This is a genomic window from Agrilactobacillus fermenti (assembly GCF_021030645.1).
In the GTDB taxonomy this organism is placed as follows: Bacteria; Bacillota; Bacilli; order Lactobacillales; family Lactobacillaceae; genus Agrilactobacillus; species Agrilactobacillus fermenti.
In genome coordinates this window covers 31,559-53,080 of the sequence record NZ_JACGCJ010000011.1, presented here as the reverse complement: position 1 = coordinate 53,080, position 21,522 = coordinate 31,559, and the positions used below count along the sequence as shown (strand labels likewise).

Below are 21,522 nucleotides of genomic sequence, written 5' to 3'. Positions count from 1 at the left end.
TTTTTACAATCTAACTTCTGCGGGTCTTATTAATTTATCTTAGATTTTGACGATTTTACTTAGACTAACCCTTGTGCAGTCATTGCCGTAGCAACCTTCTCAAATCCAGCAATGTTGGCACCTGCTTGGTAATTTTTACCGAGATCATAAACTTCACACGCCTTTTCTGAGGCTTTGAAGATATTTGTCATAATTTCTTTGAGCTTATTATCGACTTCAGATGCTGTCCAAGCTAAACGTTCAGAATTTTGGCTCATTTCTAAAGCTGAAACCGCAACGCCACCAGCATTAGCCGCTTTAGCTGGGCCAAATAAAATACCATGTTCATGATAAAAATCAATTGCTTCTGGCACACTTGGCATATTAGCCCCTTCAGCAACATATTTGACCCCATCTTTTTGCATCATTTTGGCTTCATCTAAAGAAATTTCATTTTGAGTGGCACATGGGAGTGCAACATCATAAGCAACATCAAAGTCCCAAACTGAGCCTTCATGGTAAGTTGCGCTTTCTTGACGTTCAGCATACTCTTTGATTCGGCCACGATGCCCTTCTTTAATATCTTGAACAATTTTATAATCGATCCCTTTAGGATCATAAACAAATCCATCAGAATCCGACACAGTAATGACAGTTGCGCCTAATTCAGCCGCCTTTTGCGTGGCATAAGTTGCCACATTGCCAGATCCTGAAATCTTGACCTTTTTACCGTTCAAACTGTCCCCTTGAGCTTCCAGTAAAGCTTTAACATAATAGAGCAGCCCAAAACCAGTCGCTTCAGTACGAATCTTACTACCGCCATAAGTCATACCTTTGCCGGTCAAAACGCCATTTTTAGAAAAGTTAAGCCGCTTGTATTGCCCATAAAGATACCCAATTTCGCGGCCACCGACACCAATATCCCCAGCAGGCACGTCAATATCTGGGCCAATGTGCCGTTGTAATTCTGTCATGAAGCTTTGACAAAAACGCATGACTTCCCCATCGGATTTTCCTTTAGGGTCAAAGTCACTGCCCCCTTTAGCACCACCAATTGGCAATGTAGTCAAGCTATTCTTTAGAATCTGTTCAAAGCCTAAAAATTTAACCACACTTAAATTAACGGTAGGATGGAAACGCAACCCACCTTTGTAGGGACCGATTGCTGAATTAAACTGTACTCTATAACCGCGGTTTACTTGCCAATTTCCTTGATCATCTTGCCAAGGGACTCTGAACTGGATCGCACGCTCTGGTTCAACTAAGCGCTCCAAAATATTTTGGGCAATATATTCAGGATGTTTCTCTAAAACAGGCGTTAGCGTATCTAAAACTTCAAATACGGCTTCCTGGAATTCTTTTTGCTCAGGATCTCGTTGTAGCACGACATCCTTGACTTGATGGATATAATCTTGTGCTTGACTCATGGGTCAACCTTCTTTCTGAATAATTCAAAACAAAAAGTGCTCTCTAAATGAGAACACTTCTCAGTATACACTATTTTATTTTTAATAATCTATCTCTTTGGCGTAAATATGTTTCTTTATCGATCCGACCCGCACGATAAGCATCTTCTAACAAAGATAGCATGCGGTGAATATCACTCTCTTTGGTGCTGATATGTTGGACATAAACTCGACTCATCACAAACCACAAAAAGACGATCAACAATACGATACTCATCCAGAACAAGGTAAATTGCGGATGTATCCCTGCGAAAAAGCTATGATATGAACCCATACATTGCATATTACTCACTTCCTATGATCGAAAAGCTTTTAATATCAACTACATAATAAATCATTTCTAAAGAAAATACCAAGGTTATCTTCAAATTATGTCAACTTTATTTTAAATTTTATTCTAAACCAATCATGTTACAATGATTTAAATTAATAAGGTAACAGGTGATCGTAATGAAAACAGCTACAAAATTATGGCTGACGGCCTCAGGACTCGCTGCTGCAGCTACAAGTGCTTCAAGTTTTTATCTTTATAATTACGCTTTTAAACGGCTTAATAAAATCCCAGCTGGTTCAGCCTCCAATCCAGATCCTGATTCAAAATTTTATCCAAGTTTTGCTTGGTTTGAACAGCAAGACAAACAGACTTGGTGGCTTCACGAAAATGACCCTCAAAATAAAATACACAGTTATTTTCTTGAAAATAACCAGACCAATGTCAAGAAGGTCGCCATTATTTCCCACGGCTACAAAGGCAGCGCGCCATCTATGGCTGCCTCAGCAAAACTATTCTATGACGATGGCTACTCAGTTGTCTTACCAGATAATCGTTCTCATGGATTAAGTGCTGGTAAATATATCAACTTTGGTTGGTTAGACCGTTTAGATTATCTAGATTGGATCCAAAAAGTGATCGCATATATGGGTACAGATGTTCAAATCGTTTTGTATGGCGTTAGTATGGGTGGCGCTACGGTGATGATGCTCAGCGGTGATGAACTCCCCGTGCAAGTCAAAGCAATCGTTGAAGATTGTGGCTATTCTAGTATTGAAGAAGAGCTGGCTTATCAATTAAAAGAGACCTTTAAACTACCGAAATTCCCGTTGATCCCAGTCGTTAGTCAAATTAACAAAGTGGCCTTGGGCTTTTCTTTAAAAGGCAGCTCAGCCATTGAACAACTTAAGAAAAATACCACGCCCATTTTCTTTATTCATGGTGAAAAAGATACTTACGTACCTACCTATATGTGTTTCGACAATTATCAAGCGACGACCGCACCTAAAGATATTTGGATCGTTCCGAACGCAACCCACGCGGCAAGTTACTGGGCTGCACCAGAAGAATATACGTTCCAGGTCAAACATTTTCTCAGCAAATATGTCGCTGGCGAACAACCTGTCTAATTCAAACTTATTTCCTGGGAAATAAGTTTAGCCGGGTCAAAGTACACTTAGTCCTAGATTCATTTATAACTAAAAATGGTTGAGCGTGCGACAAAAAGTACTTAAAGAAGTGCGAAAAATGGTGGTTAAGCGATACATCGTTAGGAGAAGGTGTTGCCTTTTGGAACACGTTTAAAATTTAATTATTCGTAAACAAATAGAGAGCGAAAATAAAACATTAGTTTTGTCTCGCTCTCTCGATATTTTAAAAATAACTTCAGTCTTGATTTTTTGTTTGTTCGGTTAACAATTCTTGCCGACTAATTAACCGATCACCAAACTGTAAGCCTTCAGGTTTGAATACAGCATCTGCCGCTTTAGCCACCGCTGTCGTGGAAATAGCTTCTGTTACCCCACCAATAGCCGCACTTACCACCGGAATGATTTTAACCGTCGCCGTTGCTGCATTAATGCTGAATTGTTTAAACAAGAAATGACTTAACTGCGCCGTTACTTTATCAAAGAAAGCTTGATTCAGTCTGCCTTGCAAATAGCGCGTTGATGATTTGATCAAAGCTTGCTTAAAATGATCGATACCAGAATTCCCTGCTAAAGCTGCCAGCATTAATGCCCGCACTTTAGGATCAGTCAACTCATAGCCACGCAAATAAGCAATACTGCCGATCACACGAATATTAACAAATAATGTGGTTACCAGTTCAGTCGGCAGACTTACCGGTATCGTTAGTAAACCGCCAAAATTGGTAACCGCCCCCGTTGTTGCCGTCAATAATCGTGATTGATTCACTAACGCTTTGATCGCTTTTTCAGGGTCATGGTACTGAGCCATATATTTAGTCGTTAGCTGATGAATACTTTTAGCATTCACTTTGCGTCCAGTGGTACCTTGCATGGCCTTTTCAAAACCATATTGAAGCGATTTATTAAATACATCTTGAGAGATCTTAATCGTAATCACCTACATTTTTTGTCGATTGTTACAGTTATACCGTTCGTAATATACCGTTTAAAGGTCAGCATGCCATCCTGCTTGAGATGTATCTTACTTTCAGCACGAGCACTGATTCACTATGCCTGCAGTGCTTTTAACGTACGACTAACGGCCAAGAATTCCTTTTCTGCTTTGGCATCATCAGGTGCAATCGTCAACCGCCCCAATAAAGCCGTCTGCCGGTTTTTCAAAGCTAAAATCTCGTCTGCCTGGCTAATGGCTTGCTTCGGTTTTGAAGATTGGCTGTGCGTTATCCGTTCCGGATCAATCAAACTTTTTGTTTCAGGCTCAATTTGCAGCTGCCGAGTAGCAACCTTCTTTATAAAATAACGATCATGGGACACAATTAATACTGTCCCTGGATATGCCATCATTAATTGTTCTAGGGCTTCTAAGGAGACAATATCTAAATAATTTGTCGGCTCGTCTAAAATCAAAAAGTTAGCCTGACTTAGAAATAGTTTTGCAAAACTAACTTTGACCCGCTCGCCACCACTAAGTAGCTTCACTTGTTTTTGTAGTTGCTCTGCTTTAAAGCCCAACCGTGCCAGGACTGTGCGCACTAAAGTCTTATTCTGAATCGTTGCGGCCAGAACATTTTCTAGAATACTCTGATCTAAAACCAGATTGCGTAAATCTTGCTGAAAATAACCAATATGCACCGGGTCATTCAAGTGGATGGCGGAACTGTGGTGCTGCACGATACTTTCAAGTAAGGTCGTTTTACCACTACCATTTGGCCCTGTGATTGCCAGTTTTTCACCACCACGTAATTGCAAATTGACATCATTAATAAGGACTTTATGGTTACGTTCTAATTTAAAATGCTCAATCGTTAAAACGCCGCCTTCTTGTAGGGCCTGCCCATGATTCAATTGCATTTTGATTGGCTTTTCAACTTCAGGATGATCGACAGGTGTCAGTTTAGTAGCCCTTTTTTCAATTGCTTTCGCGGTTTTAGCCAGCTTAGCTTGTTTCTTATTAAAATAAGGCTTACTTTTATAAGCTTCTTGTGTGCCGACTTTATTCTGTGGAATCACTATTGCTCGGGCAGCTTTTTGCTCACGCTTCGCTGCCGCCAAAGCTAACTTTTGCTTTTGCCGTGTATAGGCATGATACTTTTGCCACTGCTTATTTTCCTGGGCTGATTTAGTATCCAGATAATCTGAATAGTTTCCTACAAACGGTGTTAATTTCTGATCCGCTAAAGCCCAAATATGGGTCACGATCCGATCTAAAAATGCCCGATCATGTGAAATTATAATCAAAGTTCCTGGATAATTTTTGAGACTATTCTCTAATTGCTTCACATTCTCAACGTCTAAATTAGCCGTTGGTTCATCTAAAAATAAAATATCTGCTTGGGTTTCAAAGGCGGCATCTAGATAATGCTGTACAATTTGACCCCCACTTAAATTCTTTGTTGGTTTAAGCTGAGGTACTAAATATTTACTTGCACTAGGCTTTAAAGGACTCGGTTGTTCTAACCTTGCCAACATTGTTAATAAGGTCGTTTTACCAACCCCATTGCCTCCAATCAAACCGATCCTATCTCCATAATGAAAGCCAAGTTTGGCAATATGAAATAGTGTTCTGGCACCAACCTCAGCAGTTAAGTCTTTTGCTTGATAAAATTGCATATAAAAACCCCCATATCTGTATCAATCAGAAAAAATGACGTAGCGACGACTAGACTTTTATCGGATACAGATAGGGGGATTTAATTTAAATTTAAGTTAAATATATATTGGTGCAACTCAATAAACACTTAAATCAGACCTTAAACCCTATCTCAAATTTGAATCTCAAATAAACTGAATACCACAGGTAGCCAGTCATGCACGATTCAAATTCCGATATAGTAGGTTTAATTTCTCATTGGCTTATTAAGTCACTCCTTTCATAGTCATACTAGTTGCTACAACCCCAGCTGTCAAGATGAAGCATTTTGCAACCGCTTCGAAATACGTTATGCTAGGATTTAGAAAATCAATCTATGCTTAGGAAGTAATGTTTATGACACGTTATCCCGATAATAATACTGCCCATGGGTTTGGCTGGTGGCTCTGGCGAATCAGCTTATTGGCTTTAGTTGTTGCCGCACTAATTTGTGGTTTTAGTTGGCTTTTCGCTAGTACGATCGGACTGCTGCCTTTTATCCTACTATGGCTGGGCTTAATCTTATTACTAGAACTTTACGTCTATCTCAGCAGTCCGATTATTGTCACGTTCATTTTACTATTATTGCCAATTGCAGTAATTATTTTTATCATTTTAGCATTAACGTTTTAATTAATACTTTTTATCGTGGAGGTTGCTATGACATCAACACAATATATGCTGGCCCTTGATGAAGGGACAACCAGTACACGCGCTTTAATTATCGATCATAACGGACAAATCATCGCTGATGCTAACCGAGAATTTCGCCAATATTTCCCACAACCAGGCTGGGTAGAGCACGATCCTATTGAAATTTGGAATGCGGTCCAGTCAACAATTGCTAATGTTTTCATCAAATCTGGAATCCAGCCCAAACAAATTGCCGGCATCGGTATTACCGACCAGCGCGAAACCACAGTCATTTGGGATAAGCAAACCGGTTTGCCGATTTACCATGCTGTGGTCTGGCAATCCCGCCAAAGCAATGCCATCGCAACCGAACTAAAGAATCAGGGCTATGAACAAATGATCCATGAAAAAACCGGGCTGACGATCGATCCCTATTTTTCAGCAACTAAGATTCGCTGGATCTTAGATCACGTTAAAGGTGCCCAGCAACGCGCGGAAAAAGGTGAGTTGTTATTTGGCACGATCGATACCTGGCTCACTTGGAAACTCACTGGTGGCCGCAGTCATGTCACTGACTATACCAATGCCAGCCGTACGATGCTTTTCAATATCCACCAATTGCAATGGGATGAAGATATTTTAGCGGCTTTAAATATTCCTAAATCACTGCTTCCTGAAGTACATGGAAACGCTGAAATTTATGGCCAAACGAAAGATTATCATTTTTACGGCAGTGAAGTGCCAATCGCTGGTTTAGTCGGCGACCAGCAAGCGGCCTTATTTGGTCAACTCGCCTTAAAACCTGGTATGGTCAAGAACAGCTATGGCACCGGGGCCTTTTTAGTCATGAATACCGGAACCCAAGCCAAACTATCCCAACATAACCTTTTAACAACGATTGGCTACAGTATCAATGGTCAAGTAAACTATGCCCTAGAAGGTAGCATTTTTGTGGCTGGTTCTGCCATCCAATGGCTGCGCGATGGTTTAAAACTTGTCGAAAATGCTGGCGAAACACAACGCTTGGCTGAAAAGGGCGGTCATAATGATCAGCTCTACGTTGTGCCCGCTTTTACCGGCCTAGGTGCACCATACTGGGATGCGGATGCCCGTGGTGGTATTTTTGGCATCACACGCCAAACCAACCGCAATGACTTAGCCCGGGCTACCCTGCAATCATTAGCTTTCCAAACCCGTGAAGTTTTAGACATCATGGAATTAGATACTGGTATTACGATTCCTGAATTACATGTTGACGGTGGTGCCACTCGAAATGATTATTTAATGCAATTTCAGGCAGATATTTTAAACACCCCCGTCCACCGTGCGGCAATTCTAGAAACTACCGGTTTAGGCGCTGCCTACTTAGCGGGTCTAGGTGTCAATTTCTGGGCAAACACGGATGAATTACAATCAATTACTAAATTAGGTCAAAAATATGGCCCTAACATGACTGAAACGCAACGAGCAAAACTTTATCGTGGCTGGCAAAAGGCTGTGGCAGCAACTCAAGCCTTTAAACCGCAAAAACAATTGATTTAGGAGTAATGGCTATGACAAAAGACTATATTTTAACAATTGATGCTGGCACAACCTCAATTCGTGCGGTGGTTTTTAACCATCAAGGCCATATTGTCACCCGGGAAGTACGTAAATTCGAACAACTCAGTCCGCGACCCGGTTGGTTGGAACAAGATCCAATCATTATTTTTGATACCGTGCAATCCGTTTTGGCGGATGCACTTATCAATGGTCATATCCAACCGGACCAAATCGACAGTATTGCTATTGCCAATCAGCGTGAAACGGCAGTTATTTGGGATAAAGCTACTGGACTGCCGGTTCACAACGCAATCTCTTGGCGTTCTAATCAAACACAACCCCTGATTGATCAATTAAAACAAAAAGTAGACCGCCGCATAATCCAAGAAAAAACCGGTTTACGTTTAGATCCCATTTTTTCTGCCAGTAAAATCCGCTTTATTTTAGATCATATCCCCGATGGCCAGCAAAGAGCGGAAAAAGGTGACTTATTATTTGGCAATATCAATACTTGGCTCGCTTGGCAGCTAAGTGATGGTACTATCTTTAAAACAGATATAACGAACGCTAGCCGTACGTTGTTATTCAATATCAACACGCAAGATTGGGATCCTGAACTGCTGGCATTATTTAATATTCCCCGGGAAATATTACCCGAAGTTGTAACGAATGATCAAATACTGGGTGAAACCAGCACGCATCAACTTTATGGTCGGCAAGTTCCTATTGCGGCAATGATCGGCAGTCAGCAAGCGGCCTTATTTGGTCAAACCGATTTTGATATGGGCTCGGTCAAAGCATCATTTGGTTCCGGGGGTTTTATCGTCATGAATACGGGTACAACGCCAAAGTTTTCGGTTAATAACTTACTAACAAGTATTGGCTATACCTTCACCAATAAGACAAACTATGTCCTTGAAGGTGGTATCCTAACAGCTGGCGATGCCATCGACTGGTTTGTCGATCAGCTGCAATTTTTAGACGACTTCCAAACAGCTAACACAGCGGCGCAACAAGCAACCAGTCAAAATGAGATCTACTTTGTCCCCGCTTTCAACGGCTTGGCAGCGCCCTATTGGGATAATGAAGTTCGCGGTACTTTTCTAGGTTTGACTCGGGGTACGACTCGAGAAGATCTGGTTAAAGCCGCATTGCAAGCCATTGCCTATCAGACAGAGGATATTTTGAGTACTTTAACGCAAGATACCAATTTACCCATTACTAAATTACGCGTTGATGGTGGTGCCTCAAGAGACGACTATTTACTTCAATTTTTAGCTGATATTACCCAAGTTCCCGTCCAACGTTCTGAAAGTCGCGAAACTACAGCACTAGGCGCTGCTTTCATCGCCGGATTAAACACGGGCTATTTCAAAGATCTGGCCGAGTTACGTCATTTGAATGCTGGCGGACAGACATTTGAACCAGCAATCAGCTCGCTAACGCGCAGTCAACTATATAGCGGCTGGCGGCAAGCCGTGAAAGCGGCACAATTATTTTAAAAAATTTTAACTAAGCTGCAGAGGTGCTTGTGCTGTGTCAAAAATAATAGATACTAGATATGACCCAATGTTACCCACCCTTTTAATGTCTCTACACAGTGAGTATGTGTCGCAAGTTTTAAGGGGTGAAAAAGTAATTGAATATCGAAAAAAGTTTTTCCCGGATGCATTTCAAGCTTTTGTTTATACAACTGGTAAAAATGGCGGCATTGAATTTTTTATGAAATGTGATCCACCAATTTCGGCAGATGCCCAAACTCTAGCCACCATCGGTTCTGCGATACAAAAAGATGACTACACTGCTATTTTTGATTACTTCAAAGAAAAAAATACAGGATGTCTTATTCCAATCACTGCGGTTTCTAAAATAGCTAAAATAAGTTTAGCTATCCTAAGAGCTCATTATCCCAAATTTTGTGTACCCCAAAAATATTTATTTCTGGATGTTCCTAACAAGCAACCCCTATTCGAATTTTTGCTCGATCAAGCGTGTTTAGCCAATTTTACGAATGATTGGCACAATTACTATCAAATAATCAAAAATATAATAAAGTAATCATGATAGATCCATGATCCTAAAAAGATAAATGGAATAAGCTGCATGATTAGCTGACCAAACAAAGACCCTCAAAAATCAGATTTTTCAATCTAACTTTTGAGGGTCATTTTGTATTCGACCACAAATTAATTATACAAATTCTGTTAAAGCAGCCGCATCGTAACGATCAGTATCAATCGGCTGTTCTGCAGCATTACCAATCGAAACCGCCATCACAGGAACATAGCGCTTGGCGTCCAAACCTAATGCTGTTAAAAGTTTACCGCCATCATAGCCTGCCCACGGCACAGCTTCATAGCCATGTGCTCTGGCTATCAGCAGCAATTGCATGGCTACCATTGCACAATCAATAGTCGCATCAAACTTTAAGAATTCTTGATCAGCATGCTCATACATGGGTAGAAAAGTATTAAAGATTTGATCTAGCTTCTCTTGAGAGATTTTGCCAGCATCACGAGCTTTAGTCCAAACTTCACGATAAACTTCATGGGAAGCCGTATCACCGAAAATAAAGATCGTAGCCGGTGCTGTTTCTAATTGAGGATAGTTGAATTTCAGCGCTGCCTCATGTACCTTGGCTTTGCCCGTAGGTGTGTTCACAACAACGAAATGCCACGACTGCAAGTTGCATGCAGACGGTGCTGTCGTTGCCTCAGCAATCATTTCTTGTAATTCTGAACGATCGATAGATTTGGTCTCGTCAAAGTTACGAACTGACTTTCTACCGAACATAACGTCATCAAATTTGTTATTAATAATGGATTTAGCTATTGTTTTATCCAAACGAATTACCTTCTTTAAGTTTTAAATTGTAAGCCATTACAAGATCAGTATAAAACTGTTCTCTTACATTGTAAAATAGTTCACATTAAAACGGTTGCTTCACACTAACTAATAATCAAAAAATAACACGCGCTAAAAAGCATTCAAAGCTGTAGTATCCAGATACAAAAAAGCCGGTCGCAAAACATTAATTTTGTCCCGGCCTTGTGTGCATTTATTTTTACAAGATTATTATTTACTATGAATTAAGATGCTCACCATGCTTTGCATCTTTTGCCGCAACTAAAGGACAGCCCACGTCATGACAGCCATCACAAGCTGGTTTACGATCTTTTTTCAAATAACGTGACCAGATCACATATGCAGCACTACCAAAAATTAAAATTGCTAAAATTACGGTTGCCATATCTAACATCTCCTCAAGATTGTGCGGTTGAAAGTTCAGCAACTGGTTGTTGGCGTTTCGGCATGAAGCCTAACGCGTAAACACATAATGCCAAGGCTGCAAAAGCAATCCCAGTACTAATTGTGAAGGCCCCGCCTTCTAGAAGCCAATGGGCAAATTGATAAATCATGAAACTCACTAAATAAGCCAAACTGCACTGATATGTGACGGCCGTCATAGTCCATTTCACATCGCCAAATTCCCGGCGCATCGCACCAACTGCCGCAAAACAAGGGGCACATAATAGATTAAAGACTAAAAATGAATAGCCAGCAGCAGGCGTAAATGTTGCCCGCAGCAGCGGCCAAATTTGTTGACCGTTCTCAGCTAAGCCTTTCGCATGACTGAAGAGCACACCGAAAGTTCCGACAACATTTTCTTTTGCGACCAATCCCGTAAAAGCAGCAACGGTTGCCCGCCAGTTGCCCCAGCCTAATGGTGCAAATAGTGGCGCAATCACAGCCCCAATAGCTGCTAACATGCTTTTACCTTCAGAGACCCATTGGAGTCTGAAGTTAAAGTTTGATAACAGCCAAATCAAAATACAACTGGCAAAGATAATGGTCCCCGCTTTTTTAATGAATGACCGACTACGCTCCAATACCTGGCGCGCGACGTTCATAAATTGTGGCATATGATAAGTTGGTAATTCCATAATAAATGGTGCGGGATCACCAGCAAATAATCGCGTTTTTTTCAAAAAGATACCTGAAGCGACAATGGCAAAGATCCCGACAAAGTAAGCAGAAGGTGCGACCCAAGAACTGGTTGGGAAGAAAGCACCAGCAACCAGCGCAATGATCGTCAGTTTTGCAGAACAGGGCATGAATGTCGTGATCATGATCGTCATATGACGATCTTTTTCATTCTCGATCGTCCGACTAGCCATGATTCCCGGCACCCCACAACCTGTTGCCACCAGCATTGGGATAAAAGACTTGCCAGACAAGCCAAATTTACGGAACAAGCGATCCATGACGAAAGCAATCCGCGCCATATAGCCGCAATCTTCCAAAATACCTAAACAGACAAACAGTACGATCAGCTGCGGTAGGAAACCGATCACAGAACCGACCCCACCAATAATACCGTCTAAAATCAAGCTTTGCATCCACGTTGCGACTTGCCAACTTGCTAATAAGGGTGTCAATGTATTCGGGATGATTTGACCAAATAACACGTCATTGATCCAATCTGTCCCGAGTGTACCCACAGTTTGAATGGATAAATAATAAACAGCCCACATCACAACAGCAAAAATTGGCAACGCCAAGAAGCGGTTAGTCACAACCCGATCGATCTTATCACTAGTACTTAACGAAAAATCACTTTTCTTAACAACGGCTAAATTGACGATGCGTGTCACAAACGCATAGCGTTCATTGATCACAATACTTTCACTATCATCGTTGAATACTTTTTCAGCCGTGCGGATAATATCTTCAAGCTCTATTTTTTGTTCATCCGTGAGCGTCAGTTGTTCATTGATCTTGGTGTCCCGTTCAAACAGCTTAATGGCAAACCAGCGTTTACGATCATAAGGTACTTGCTGACAGATCACGTCTTCGATTTCACCAATAGCTGCTTCAAAACGTTTATCATAAAGGGGGTAGCGATCTTGAGTATCGGTATCTTCAGCCGCGTCTATTGCTCGCTGCGTTGCTTCATTGAGGCCTTGTGCCTTTAAAGCACAGATACTAACCACAGGTACGCCCAGACCATAGGCTAATTTATCTAAATTAAATTGCTTGTTTTGCTTTTTGACAACATCCATCATATTCATAGCCACAACAATCGGTAATCCAGTCTCCATCAATTGGACTGTCAAATATAAATTACGCTCAATATTTGTAGCATCGACAATATCTATAACCGCATCCGGTCGATTGTCGATCAAATAGTCCCGGGCAACGATCTCTTCAGGTGAATATGGTGCCAAGGAATAGATCCCAGGCAAATCCTGTAAAGTTACTTTTTTGTTGTGCTTCAGATAACCGGCCTTTTTTTCTACCGTAACGCCGGGCCAATTACCAACATACTGCCGCGCACCAGTTAGTGCATTGAAAGCAGTTGTTTTACCACAGTTGGGGTTGCCTGCTAGGGCTAATTCCATGCTAGTCATGGCTTGCCTCCTCCACTAAGATCAGCTGTGCTTCTGATTTACGTAAACTAAGTTCATACCCACGAATGCTCACTTGAATCGGGTCGCCTAATGGGGCAACTTTACGTACTCTAACGATCACACCCCGAGTAAATCCCATATCCATTAACCGGCGCTTAACCGCACCTTTCCCTAAAATTGCGCCGACACGACCAGAATGTCCAACTTTAGTATTGGCTAACGAAGTCCAATCCTGATCGGAACGGTCTTGCTTCGGTTCGATATAAATCAACGCCGCCGTAGCTCGATTCAATGCGATTCGGCTACCACGGGCCAAAACGATCATTGCATCTTTAGAAGCTGAAATAATGTGAACCTCAGCGCCTGTTGCAAAACCTAAGTCACGCAGATGTTTGTCAGATTGGTCGATCTTAGGATTATTTCTAACCTGATAAGCCATGCCGATTTGACCATCTGTCAAGGGTATCATCCAACCATCCCCTTTATCTATCGAAACAATTAAGTCACTTATGGACCTAATTGAAAACAATTCTCATTTGATAATTTAAAGTTAGGTTATTCTTTATGAGAAGTCAATAGGGAAATCCCACAAAATTACTATTTTTGAAAACGTGTTACATATTTATATATCAACTAATTGTACACAATCTATAAAGACTCATAATTTTAACATTTTATTCTAATCTTCAGCTTCATAGATTTGTGCTGCCATAAAAGTCGTGATCCGGTCCATCGTCTCAGGTCTGACCAAATGTCCCTGCCCGCGACCGATGTCAAACTGCATCTGTCGGCCATATGATTGCGTATGGTGCTTTACATAGAATTGGTAAGCATCTTCAAAGTCGATTCGTGGATCGGCTGTCCCATGCCAAAACAGCAACGGCCGCCCAGCGAGTTTTTGCGGCCGACTCGCCAAATCATAATGGCTCAGCCAACTGGTTAGCTCTCGAAAGTCAGCTGGCAATGCTCGTTTAAAGTAAGCAGCGCGCTGAAGGACACGCTCCCGATACAATAATGGCTGGGGGCTGCCCATCACACAAGCCGCCCATTTGATCTCAGGATGCTGCGTTAACAACGCACAAGTTGTGATGCCACCCATAGAAACGCCGCCCACACCGATGAGATCCGCTAATAAAAGCTGATTTTGTTTTAAATAATGTATAATTAATGAAAATTCAGCTAAGTTAGCTTGAATGCTCTGCCAAAATGTAAATGATGGTATTTGTGAAATTTGTTGTAACAAGCGTTCGCCATGATTAAAAGCATCCGGTAAAATAACGCGTATTTTTTGCTGGGCTAATTTTCGTGCCTGTGTCAAAACCAACTCCTTAGCAGAGCGCCAGCCATGATAATAGATCACACAGGGCAATGGCTGCGACTTGAATTGTTCAGCAACAACTTCTAAAATAGGAATCTCATTTACATGTCGCCGGTGTACAAGAATCATAATACCGTACCCTCCCATCAAATCTTCAAACTTATTTGCAATACTAATCTTACGAAATCAATTATTTCATTAACAGAAAGGCAGACACTATGACTACTATCAAAAAGAATATCCAGCCTTTACTAGGCAGCTTAGCAATTTTAGCGGCAATCACATTCACATTTTTTAATTTCAAAACGCAGGCCGTTCACGCGGAAACATGGCAGCAACCCACGGTTACCCTGGGGACCACCTTAACCACTGACCAAAAACAAGGGACAATCAATACTTTGACAAAAGACCTAGACAATAGCAATTACCAAACAATCACGGTCAATGGGGATACTTTAGTGAAATATCTGAACCCTTCTGGCAGCAACTTTACCAGTAATTCCAGTGTTTGGTCTAGTGCTGCCGTTGAGAAAACAAGCTCTGGTTCAGGTATTAATGTGCACATCCTACCGTATAACGGTAAGAATAATATTACTACAATCACAGCTGATCAATACAAAAATGCCGCATTAACTGCAGGTGTGTCTGACGCAAATATTTATGTGACCTCTGCAGTCCCCATCGACGGCTCAGGCGCGCTAGCTGGTGTTTATGCCGCTTTTGATCAAAACGGCAGCGATTTAAGCCAAAAGCAAATCAATGCGGCGCAAAATGAAATGAGTACGCTGAGTGATATTAATCAAGACAATAAGGGCAAAGATGGTTATTCCGATGCCCAATTAAACAACGCCATTGCCGGTGCCAAAAGCGATATGGCTAAAGCTGGACATAATATCAGCGTGGGTCAGATCACAACGATCGTAAACAATCAATTAGAGAAAAATAATATTCAAAATATCATCAATAACAATCAAAAGCAGCAAATTATTAATATTCTAGTTCAAATTCGCGATTCTGGTGCGTTAAATTCCAGCAATTTTAAACAACAAGCCCAAAAACTATCAAACAATATTGTCGATAGTGCCAAAGGCGTGTTTAATAAGCTGAATACCCAGGAAAATCGAAATTTCATCCAAAAAATCTGGGATGCCATTGTGAATTTCTTCCAGAATTTATTTTAACAGAGCGCGACAAAGGATGGTCAGCTTCGGAGCACTAACGGAAAATCGTGCAGATATGGCGTCAGCCATTCCAGAGATTTAACGTTAGGTGACGAAGTTATCCTTTGGAGCGCGTTTAATCAGAGCGCGACAAAGGGCGGTCAGCTTCGGAGCACTAACGGAAAATCATGCAGATATGGCGTCAGTCATTCCAGAGATTTAACGTTAGGTGACGAAGTTACCCTTTGGAACGCGTTTAATCAGAGCGCGAGAATCAGCGGGTAGTTTTGGCACACCAACCTAAAAAAGTGATTGAATTCAAGATCATCTTGAGTTCAATCACTTTTTCAATGCCCTTATTTCAAATAACCTAAGCTATAAATTCGTGCCGCTAATCGTACTTCTAAATCATCAGACCTTACATTTGATCCATTTCACGATTCAACAATTCATCCACAAATACATTACCATGATTATCAGCATGCCCCTTGGTCCAAGTCAACTGTAATTTAGGAAACTTCGGTAAGAGCTTTGCCACTTCCCGCCACAATTCAACATTAACAGGTACCGAACCATCTGCTTTACGATAACCGCGACGCTGCCAGCCAACCAACCAGCCTTTTTGTATGGCATTTAGCACATATTGGGAATCCAATACTCCTAAAATTGCCGTTTCATTTAAACCTAATTGAATGAGCTTTTCTAAAGCCATCTTAAATCCAGTAATTTCCATTCGGTTATTGGTCGCACCGAACTCATGGCCTGAATCAGCAATTTCTTGCCCTTTGACTTGGATCAAATAGGCCCAAGCTGCTTTATCAGTAGCTTTTACATGGCCGCCGCGAACATTACCTGTATTTCTAGAGCCGCCGTCTGTATAAAAGATTACTTCTGCGGTATTTTCGCTTGCAGGTGTGCGTTTAACAACGTTAGTGCTCTTTTTTATACCTTGATTGGTGCCAGAATTTTTACCTGCTGTTTGAACGAAAACCTCTGCCTCTTGGCGGGTCTTAAAGCTTTTATAGCGGGCCCCCGTGTAGCCCTTGACTAGTTTTTCAGTGGTCGCCCAATCGTTAAAAACGCCGCGTTTACGGCCTTTGGCAACGGCATAATATTTTTGTCCCATATTGATCACAACACTCCTAACTCTCATTTGCAGTCCAACATTTAAGCAATAATGGTAGGCTCTACTAACCTAATTTCGTAAAATAAACCTAGAAGATCGAAAACGATGATTATTTTAATGAGCTACTTGAAATCAGCCTGAACACGGGCATCCTTTAGGATCAGTTTTCATCAAATGGATTAATGTAATAACATTTTTATTAAGGCGGACGCTTATTCGTGAAAGAAGGTGGCTATCATGAAGGATATAAGCTATGGTCAATTACTCAAATTTGAGTTACAAACTCGAGGCAATCTTAATTTAGGCGCTTATATTAAAAATGATACCAGCTATGAAGCCGCCTTAATGGCGCAACAACTCCCGGCTACTGATTTGTGGCACTCGAATGCAGAAATGGTCCATGATTATGATGCTATTTTAAACAATCCGCTCATCGCCCACTGGTTACTAAAAGAAGTGGGCTTTAGCTTACTGGCACTGGATCTATCATATCAGCAAAAAGTTCAATTTTACAAACACCAAACAAATTTTTTTGTCAAAGCTATCATGTTGCTGGTTGAAGATGAAACGACGAGTTTAAGTCGAAAGAATTTTACTTTGCTAAAAGCAGCGCTCAAAAATAGTGCCAAACTTAAAGTTAGTCTACAGGGATGATTTCATATGTGTCTGAATAGATATTGAAAATAGCGAGCGAGACAAAATTAACGTTTTGTTTTCGCCCGCATTTTTTACAATATTTTCTACACGTTGTAGATTGATTTCAACTCATTGTAGTGTTACAATACTTTTTGCTTCCAGAAAAAAGGTAAGGAGGTGCCTAGATGAAACGTACATTAGATAAACAAAAAGTGATGGCAGAAGCAGCCGCGTTGGTCAAAGAGTCTGGTTTTGAAAAACTAACCTTTCCTAAATTAGCGAAGCGCCTGGATATCCGCTCACAGTCACTTTATAACTACTTCAAAAATACCAATGACCTCATTGAATCCATGGGGCAAAATTTTATGGATGATCTCTATCAAGTTATTATCCAAGAGCTGGTGGGTTTAACTGGTAAGGCCGCTTTGCGGAGCTTTGGTGAAGTGATCCACAGCTACTTCCGCGCACAGGGCCAGCTTGTTACCATTATTTACTACATTCAAAATTACGGTCAAAACTCTGCTTTTCGCCAAGCAATGGCTAAGATCTTAAATATTTTAGATCAACTCGTCCAAACACTTGAACTATCCAAACAAGAACAGATTGCTTTTGCACGTAGCTTTTCTAGTGCCATCATTGGTTTTACGGCTATTGAGATCATGGGCTACTTCAAACCTGAGGATCAAGATCCTGATCAAAGTTTTGAACATACCCTAAATCTATTGCTAGCAGACAAATAAATCTCGAGGTGAATTGTTAATATGCGCCGCTTTTTACACAATCATGTGGGCTCATTAGTTGCTTGGATCATTTTAGTGATTGCCGCAGTCCTAATGCTGCCTAACATTTCCGGCTTAATTCGCGATAAGGGGCAGACCAAGATCCCAGATACTGCGCAAAGCCAAGTTGCCAACGCGATCCAAAAGGATTGGGGCCGTGGTCAAGGCAACACCCGACAAATTGTTGCCGTTTTCAATAATGGCAATAAGGCCTTGACGCCGACCCAAAAGGAAAATATCGAAACCACGATCCATCGCTTGGACCGTCATGCCAAAAAATATGGCATCAAATCTATTACAGCCCCAAATGATAATGCTGAGACCAAAAAGCAATTGATTTCAAAAGATAAATCTACCCAAATTGTTCAAATTTTGGTTGCTAAAGACCATGGCACAGTCAACCAAGTCAATCAAGAATTATCCAGCGCCGTTAGAACAGCGGGTGTTAAAAGTTATGTGACCGGTGCCGATATCCTAAATGAAGAATTTAGTCAAAAAACTCAGCGTGGTATTCAAAAAACTGAAGTCATTGCGGCAATCTTTATCTTTATCGTTTTGATTATCGTCTTCCGATCACCGATCGTGCCGCTGATCTCCTTGTTAACCGTTGGAGTTTCTTTCATCGTTTCTTTAAGTATTGTGATGAATCTCGTGCAGTATTTCAACTTCCCATTATCAGACTTTACTCAAGTCTTTATTGTCATCGTCTTATTTGGGATCGGGACCGACTACAATATCTTACTATATGACCAGTTTAAAGAAGAACTGGCGGCGGGCTACGACAATTGGACTGCCACCAAACGGGCGCGTAAAACAGCGGGCAAAACTATTTTGTACTCAGGTTCTTCAGTGCTGATTGGCTTTACTGCTCTAGGATTAGCTAAATTCTCAATCTACCAATCAGGTCTAGGTGTGGCCGTTGGGGTCGCTGTTTTACTAGTCGTTCTATTAACTTTGAACCCTTTCTTCATGACTTGGTTAGGCAAGCGCATGTTTTGGCCAGCAAAGAACTTTTCTGGCCATTCAACCAGCAAGTTTTGGAACTTTCTTTCTGAGAAAAGTATCTTCCACCCGATCGTTAGTTTATTACTCGTTCTACTAGTGACCGTCCCGTTCATCTTCACTTATAACAGTAGTTTGGACTACGATAATCTTCATGAACTAGGTAATGATGTCCCTGCTAAGCAAGGGTTTGACGTGGTTCAAAAACATTTCTCTAAAGGGACGGCCGAACCAACCACACTTTACATTCAAAGCAATAAACGGCTGAACCAAGAAGAATATCTAAAAACGATCGACGATTTGACTCAGAGCTTGCAAAAAGAACCTGGTGTCAAAACGGTCGCTTCCGTCACCCAACCAGGTGGTTCTAAAATCAAAGCACTCTATGTAAAAGATCAAGTGCATACCTTAGGCAAAGGTCTATCTCAAGGTCAAAAAGGGCTGGGTACCATTCATAAGGGCCTCAATGGTGCAACAGAACAGCTAGGTCAAAATAATGGTCAATCAGCGCTGACTGGTGTTTCTTCATTGATCGATGGCACTAATCAATTGACCAATGGCAGCCAGCAGCTCACTGGTGGCATTGACCAATTACAAGCAGGTAGTCAGCAGTTGGCTACTGGGATGAACGCCCTAAGTCAACAGTTAAGTGCCCAGCTCACTGGTGGTAATGCCAACCAGATTCAAGCATTACAGCAAGGCTTGCCTCAAATTAACGCTGGTATTCAGCAATTAAACCAAGCCCTTCAAAATAATGGTGCTGCCGGTATTGATACTAGCGTGATCACCGATAATTTGGGTAATGTTGCAACGCAAGCCCAGAGCATTGGCAATAATGTCCAGGCTGCTGGTCAAACCCTCAGTGCTTTACAATCAGCTGGAACCGGAAGCGCCGACAGTTCTCAAGCAGTCCAGCAAATATTAGCTGCTGCTCAAGCGAATAACGCCCAACTAACTGATGCACAAATGCAAATTTTAAGTCAAGCTATGGCTAGTGGCTTGGCATCAGCGACAACGCAGCAAACAGCTGGCCTTAAACAGCAATTACAATCGGTCGCAGCTAATCTACAGCAAGCTGGCGCTGCCGACCAGAGTTTGGGCCAAAGCTTAACCGCCATCCAGCAAAGTGGCTTACAAACGCAAGTGCAACAATCCGAAGCACAATTGGCCCAATTAAAGACGCAAGTTGCCTACTTGGCCCAGAATGCTAATGTGGCATTACCTGGTGCAGCTACCGCATTGAACCAGCTTTCAAGTGGTTTAACGCAAGTTCAAACGGCTGTTGGTCAAGCCAATACTGGCGCCAGCCAACTGAGTAATGGTACTAGCGAACTAGCTAGTCAAGCCCCACAATTAACGACTGGTTTGGGCACCTTACAAAATGGGCAACAGCAACTTTACACAGGTCTACAACAAAGCACAGCTATGTTAGGTCAATTACGTTCTGGCTTGGGTAGTGCTGCCAATGGGGTTCAAAGCGTTAACAGTGGTCTTGGTTCAGCACATCAATACATGAATCAATTTGACCGATCTCAAGCAGCCGAAAGTTTCTACATTCCTAAAAACGTCCTAGAAGGTAAAACTTTCAAACAAGCATTGAACAACTACATGTCTTCTGATTACAAGACAACGAAATTAACGATCGTGCTTGATGATAATCCAAGTTCAGCCAAGGCCATGTCTCGTATTGATCAAATGTCCACCGATGTTAAGAGTCAATTGAAGGGCACGCCATTGCACCATGCTAAAACAGCCTTCGGTGGTCAAACATCTACGATTAATGATACGTATCAAATCTCTTCCAGTGATTTCTTAAGAACCGCTGCGATCATGATTATTGGGATCTCACTGGCACTGATCTTTGTCACCCGTTCCTTACTACAACCAATTTATATCATTGGCACCTTGTTATTAGCTTACTTCACTTCATTAAGTCTCACTCGCGAAATTAGTAAGCTGGTGCTAGGTCAAGCTGATCTAACTTGGAACACACCTTTCTTCACTTTCATCATGCTCATCGCCCTCGGGGTTGATTACAGTATCTTCTTAATGATGAAGTATCGTGAATTAAAGGAAAATCCTAAGTTTGATATTGGTTTCAGCATGAACTTAGCTTCAGAGATCATTGGTGCTGTTGTCATCTCTGCTGCGATCATTCTAGCCGGTACCTTTGCAGCTTTGATTCCATCTGGAGTATTGACCTTAATTCAAGTGGCGATTGGCGTGATGGTCGGCTTAGCAATCCTAGTGATTATTATTCCAATCATGATGTCCGCTACGATTAAACTGACGTATGATTCACCACTTAAAGGCTTCTCATTTAAGAAACATCGATCAGACTCTGACCAAGAACACGCAACAGTTGACCACAAATAAATATGGGCTAAATGTTAAGTTTTCCATATTAGTGGTTCTGTTC

19 protein-coding genes are annotated in these 21,522 nt (G+C 41.5%); 9 read left to right on the top strand and 10 right to left on the bottom strand.

Features of this window, described 5'->3' with window-relative positions; translation table 11 throughout:
* Positions 1–59 precede the first annotated feature (59 nt).
* Both gdhA and FHQ08_RS05390 read right to left on the bottom strand, forming a co-directional pair.
* A complete protein-coding gene (gene gdhA / locus FHQ08_RS05395) occupies positions 60–1,406 on the bottom strand; it encodes an NADP-specific glutamate dehydrogenase (RefSeq protein WP_230913376.1) in 1,347 nt (448 codons plus the stop codon).
* Positions 1,407–1,476: 70 nt separating this feature from the next.
* Positions 1,477–1,728: a hypothetical protein gene (locus FHQ08_RS05390; protein ID WP_230913375.1), complete on the bottom strand. Its 252-nt coding sequence runs from the start codon at positions 1,726–1,728 to the stop codon at positions 1,477–1,479.
* Between the two features lie 167 nt (positions 1,729–1,895).
* Here FHQ08_RS05390 and FHQ08_RS05385 point away from each other — a divergent pair, with 167 nt between their 5' ends.
* Complete coding sequence (locus tag FHQ08_RS05385; protein ID WP_230913374.1) at positions 1,896–2,846, top strand: alpha/beta hydrolase; 951 nt, start codon at positions 1,896–1,898, stop codon at positions 2,844–2,846.
* A gap of 256 nt (positions 2,847–3,102) precedes the next feature.
* Here FHQ08_RS05385 and FHQ08_RS05380 read toward each other — a convergent pair whose 3' ends face one another.
* Both FHQ08_RS05380 and abc-f read right to left on the bottom strand, forming a co-directional pair.
* A complete protein-coding gene (locus tag FHQ08_RS05380) occupies positions 3,103–3,804 on the bottom strand; it encodes an EcsC family protein (RefSeq protein ID WP_230913373.1) in 702 nt (233 codons plus the stop codon).
* Between the two features lie 110 nt (positions 3,805–3,914).
* The gene (gene abc-f, locus FHQ08_RS05375) at positions 3,915–5,477 is read right to left on the bottom strand and encodes a ribosomal protection-like ABC-F family protein (protein ID WP_230913372.1); all 1,563 of its coding nucleotides are present in this window, start codon (positions 5,475–5,477) and stop codon (positions 3,915–3,917) included.
* Between the two features lie 376 nt (positions 5,478–5,853).
* Here abc-f and FHQ08_RS05370 point away from each other — a divergent pair, with 376 nt between their 5' ends.
* From FHQ08_RS05370 to FHQ08_RS05355, 4 genes are read left to right on the top strand one after another with little or no spacing between them, the layout of a single operon-like run.
* Positions 5,854–6,129, top strand: a complete 276-nt coding sequence (locus FHQ08_RS05370) for a hypothetical protein (RefSeq protein WP_230913371.1) — start codon at positions 5,854–5,856, stop codon at positions 6,127–6,129.
* Between the two features lie 27 nt (positions 6,130–6,156).
* A complete protein-coding gene (gene glpK / locus FHQ08_RS05365) occupies positions 6,157–7,671 on the top strand; it encodes a glycerol kinase GlpK (RefSeq protein WP_230913370.1) in 1,515 nt (504 codons plus the stop codon).
* A gap of 5 nt (positions 7,672–7,676) precedes the next feature.
* Positions 7,677–9,173, top strand: coding sequence for a glycerol kinase GlpK (glpK, locus tag FHQ08_RS05360; protein ID WP_230913369.1), 1,497 nt, complete (start codon positions 7,677–7,679; stop codon positions 9,171–9,173).
* Between the two features lie 34 nt (positions 9,174–9,207).
* Positions 9,208–9,729, top strand: a complete 522-nt coding sequence (locus FHQ08_RS05355; protein ID WP_230913368.1) for an ASCH domain-containing protein — start codon at positions 9,208–9,210, stop codon at positions 9,727–9,729.
* A 132-nt stretch (positions 9,730–9,861) separates the two neighbouring features.
* On the opposite strand, the gene FHQ08_RS05350 is transcribed toward FHQ08_RS05355, so the two are convergent.
* The 5 genes from FHQ08_RS05350 to FHQ08_RS05330 form a co-directional block, all read right to left on the bottom strand.
* Positions 9,862–10,515: a nitroreductase family protein gene (locus tag FHQ08_RS05350; RefSeq protein WP_230913367.1), complete on the bottom strand. Its 654-nt coding sequence runs from the start codon at positions 10,513–10,515 to the stop codon at positions 9,862–9,864.
* Between the two features lie 238 nt (positions 10,516–10,753).
* The gene (locus FHQ08_RS05345; protein WP_230913366.1) at positions 10,754–10,921 is read right to left on the bottom strand and encodes a FeoB-associated Cys-rich membrane protein; all 168 of its coding nucleotides are present in this window, start codon (positions 10,919–10,921) and stop codon (positions 10,754–10,756) included.
* A gap of 13 nt (positions 10,922–10,934) precedes the next feature.
* Positions 10,935–13,082 carry a ferrous iron transport protein B gene (feoB, locus tag FHQ08_RS05340; protein ID WP_230913365.1) on the bottom strand — a complete coding sequence of 716 codons (2,148 nt, stop codon included), beginning with the start codon at positions 13,080–13,082 and terminating at the stop codon, positions 10,935–10,937.
* On the bottom strand, positions 13,075–13,551 hold the full coding sequence (locus FHQ08_RS05335; RefSeq protein ID WP_230913364.1) for a FeoA family protein: 477 nt from the start codon (positions 13,549–13,551) through the stop codon (positions 13,075–13,077). The genes feoB and FHQ08_RS05335 overlap by 8 nt, the downstream gene beginning before the upstream one ends.
* A gap of 210 nt (positions 13,552–13,761) precedes the next feature.
* Positions 13,762–14,532, bottom strand: a complete 771-nt coding sequence (locus FHQ08_RS05330; protein WP_407929187.1) for an alpha/beta fold hydrolase — start codon at positions 14,530–14,532, stop codon at positions 13,762–13,764.
* Between the two features lie 95 nt (positions 14,533–14,627).
* Between FHQ08_RS05330 and FHQ08_RS05325 the strand changes: the two genes are divergently transcribed.
* Positions 14,628–15,581 (top strand): DUF1002 domain-containing protein, encoded by a 954-nt coding sequence (locus FHQ08_RS05325; RefSeq protein WP_407929186.1) that lies wholly within the window; start codon positions 14,628–14,630, stop codon positions 15,579–15,581.
* Between the two features lie 397 nt (positions 15,582–15,978).
* Here FHQ08_RS05325 and FHQ08_RS05320 read toward each other — a convergent pair whose 3' ends face one another.
* On the bottom strand, positions 15,979–16,686 hold the full coding sequence (locus FHQ08_RS05320; RefSeq protein ID WP_230913361.1) for a ribonuclease H family protein: 708 nt from the start codon (positions 16,684–16,686) through the stop codon (positions 15,979–15,981).
* Positions 16,687–16,923: 237 nt separating this feature from the next.
* Here FHQ08_RS05320 and FHQ08_RS05315 point away from each other — a divergent pair, with 237 nt between their 5' ends.
* The 3 genes from FHQ08_RS05315 to FHQ08_RS05305 all read left to right on the top strand — a co-directional run bounded on the left by FHQ08_RS05315 (position 16,924) and on the right by FHQ08_RS05305 (position 21,479).
* Positions 16,924–17,340, top strand: a complete 417-nt coding sequence (locus FHQ08_RS05315; RefSeq protein ID WP_230913360.1) for a hypothetical protein — start codon at positions 16,924–16,926, stop codon at positions 17,338–17,340.
* Between the two features lie 167 nt (positions 17,341–17,507).
* Positions 17,508–18,062 (top strand): TetR/AcrR family transcriptional regulator, encoded by a 555-nt coding sequence (locus tag FHQ08_RS05310; protein WP_230913359.1) that lies wholly within the window; start codon positions 17,508–17,510, stop codon positions 18,060–18,062.
* A 21-nt stretch (positions 18,063–18,083) separates the two neighbouring features.
* A complete protein-coding gene (locus tag FHQ08_RS05305) occupies positions 18,084–21,479 on the top strand; it encodes an MMPL family transporter (protein ID WP_230913358.1) in 3,396 nt (1,131 codons plus the stop codon).
* Positions 21,480–21,522 lie beyond the last annotated feature (43 nt).

Bases quoted from the DNA above. Each gene is read 5' to 3' on its own strand.
- gdhA (WP_230913376.1), bottom strand. From the start codon at position 1,406: ATGAGTCAAGCACAAGATTATATCCATCAAGTCAAGGATGTCGTGCTA.
- FHQ08_RS05390 (WP_230913375.1), bottom strand. From the start codon at position 1,728: ATGCAATGTATGGGTTCATATCATAGCTTTTTCGCAGGGATACATCCG.
- FHQ08_RS05385 (WP_230913374.1), top strand. From the start codon at position 1,896: ATGAAAACAGCTACAAAATTATGGCTGACGGCCTCAGGACTCGCTGCT.
- abc-f (WP_230913372.1), bottom strand. From the start codon at position 5,477: ATGCAATTTTATCAAGCAAAAGACTTAACTGCTGAGGTTGGTGCCAGA.
- FHQ08_RS05370 (WP_230913371.1), top strand. From the start codon at position 5,854: ATGACACGTTATCCCGATAATAATACTGCCCATGGGTTTGGCTGGTGG.
- glpK (WP_230913370.1), top strand. From the start codon at position 6,157: ATGACATCAACACAATATATGCTGGCCCTTGATGAAGGGACAACCAGT.
- glpK (WP_230913369.1), top strand. From the start codon at position 7,677: ATGGCTATGACAAAAGACTATATTTTAACAATTGATGCTGGCACAACC.
- FHQ08_RS05345 (WP_230913366.1), bottom strand. From the start codon at position 10,921: ATGGCAACCGTAATTTTAGCAATTTTAATTTTTGGTAGTGCTGCATAT.
- feoB (WP_230913365.1), bottom strand. From the start codon at position 13,082: ATGACTAGCATGGAATTAGCCCTAGCAGGCAACCCCAACTGTGGTAAA.
- FHQ08_RS05335 (WP_230913364.1), bottom strand. From the start codon at position 13,551: ATGATACCCTTGACAGATGGTCAAATCGGCATGGCTTATCAGGTTAGA.
- FHQ08_RS05320 (WP_230913361.1), bottom strand. From the start codon at position 16,686: ATGGGACAAAAATATTATGCCGTTGCCAAAGGCCGTAAACGCGGCGTT.
- FHQ08_RS05315 (WP_230913360.1), top strand. From the start codon at position 16,924: ATGAAGGATATAAGCTATGGTCAATTACTCAAATTTGAGTTACAAACT.
- FHQ08_RS05310 (WP_230913359.1), top strand. From the start codon at position 17,508: ATGAAACGTACATTAGATAAACAAAAAGTGATGGCAGAAGCAGCCGCG.
- FHQ08_RS05305 (WP_230913358.1), top strand. From the start codon at position 18,084: ATGCGCCGCTTTTTACACAATCATGTGGGCTCATTAGTTGCTTGGATC.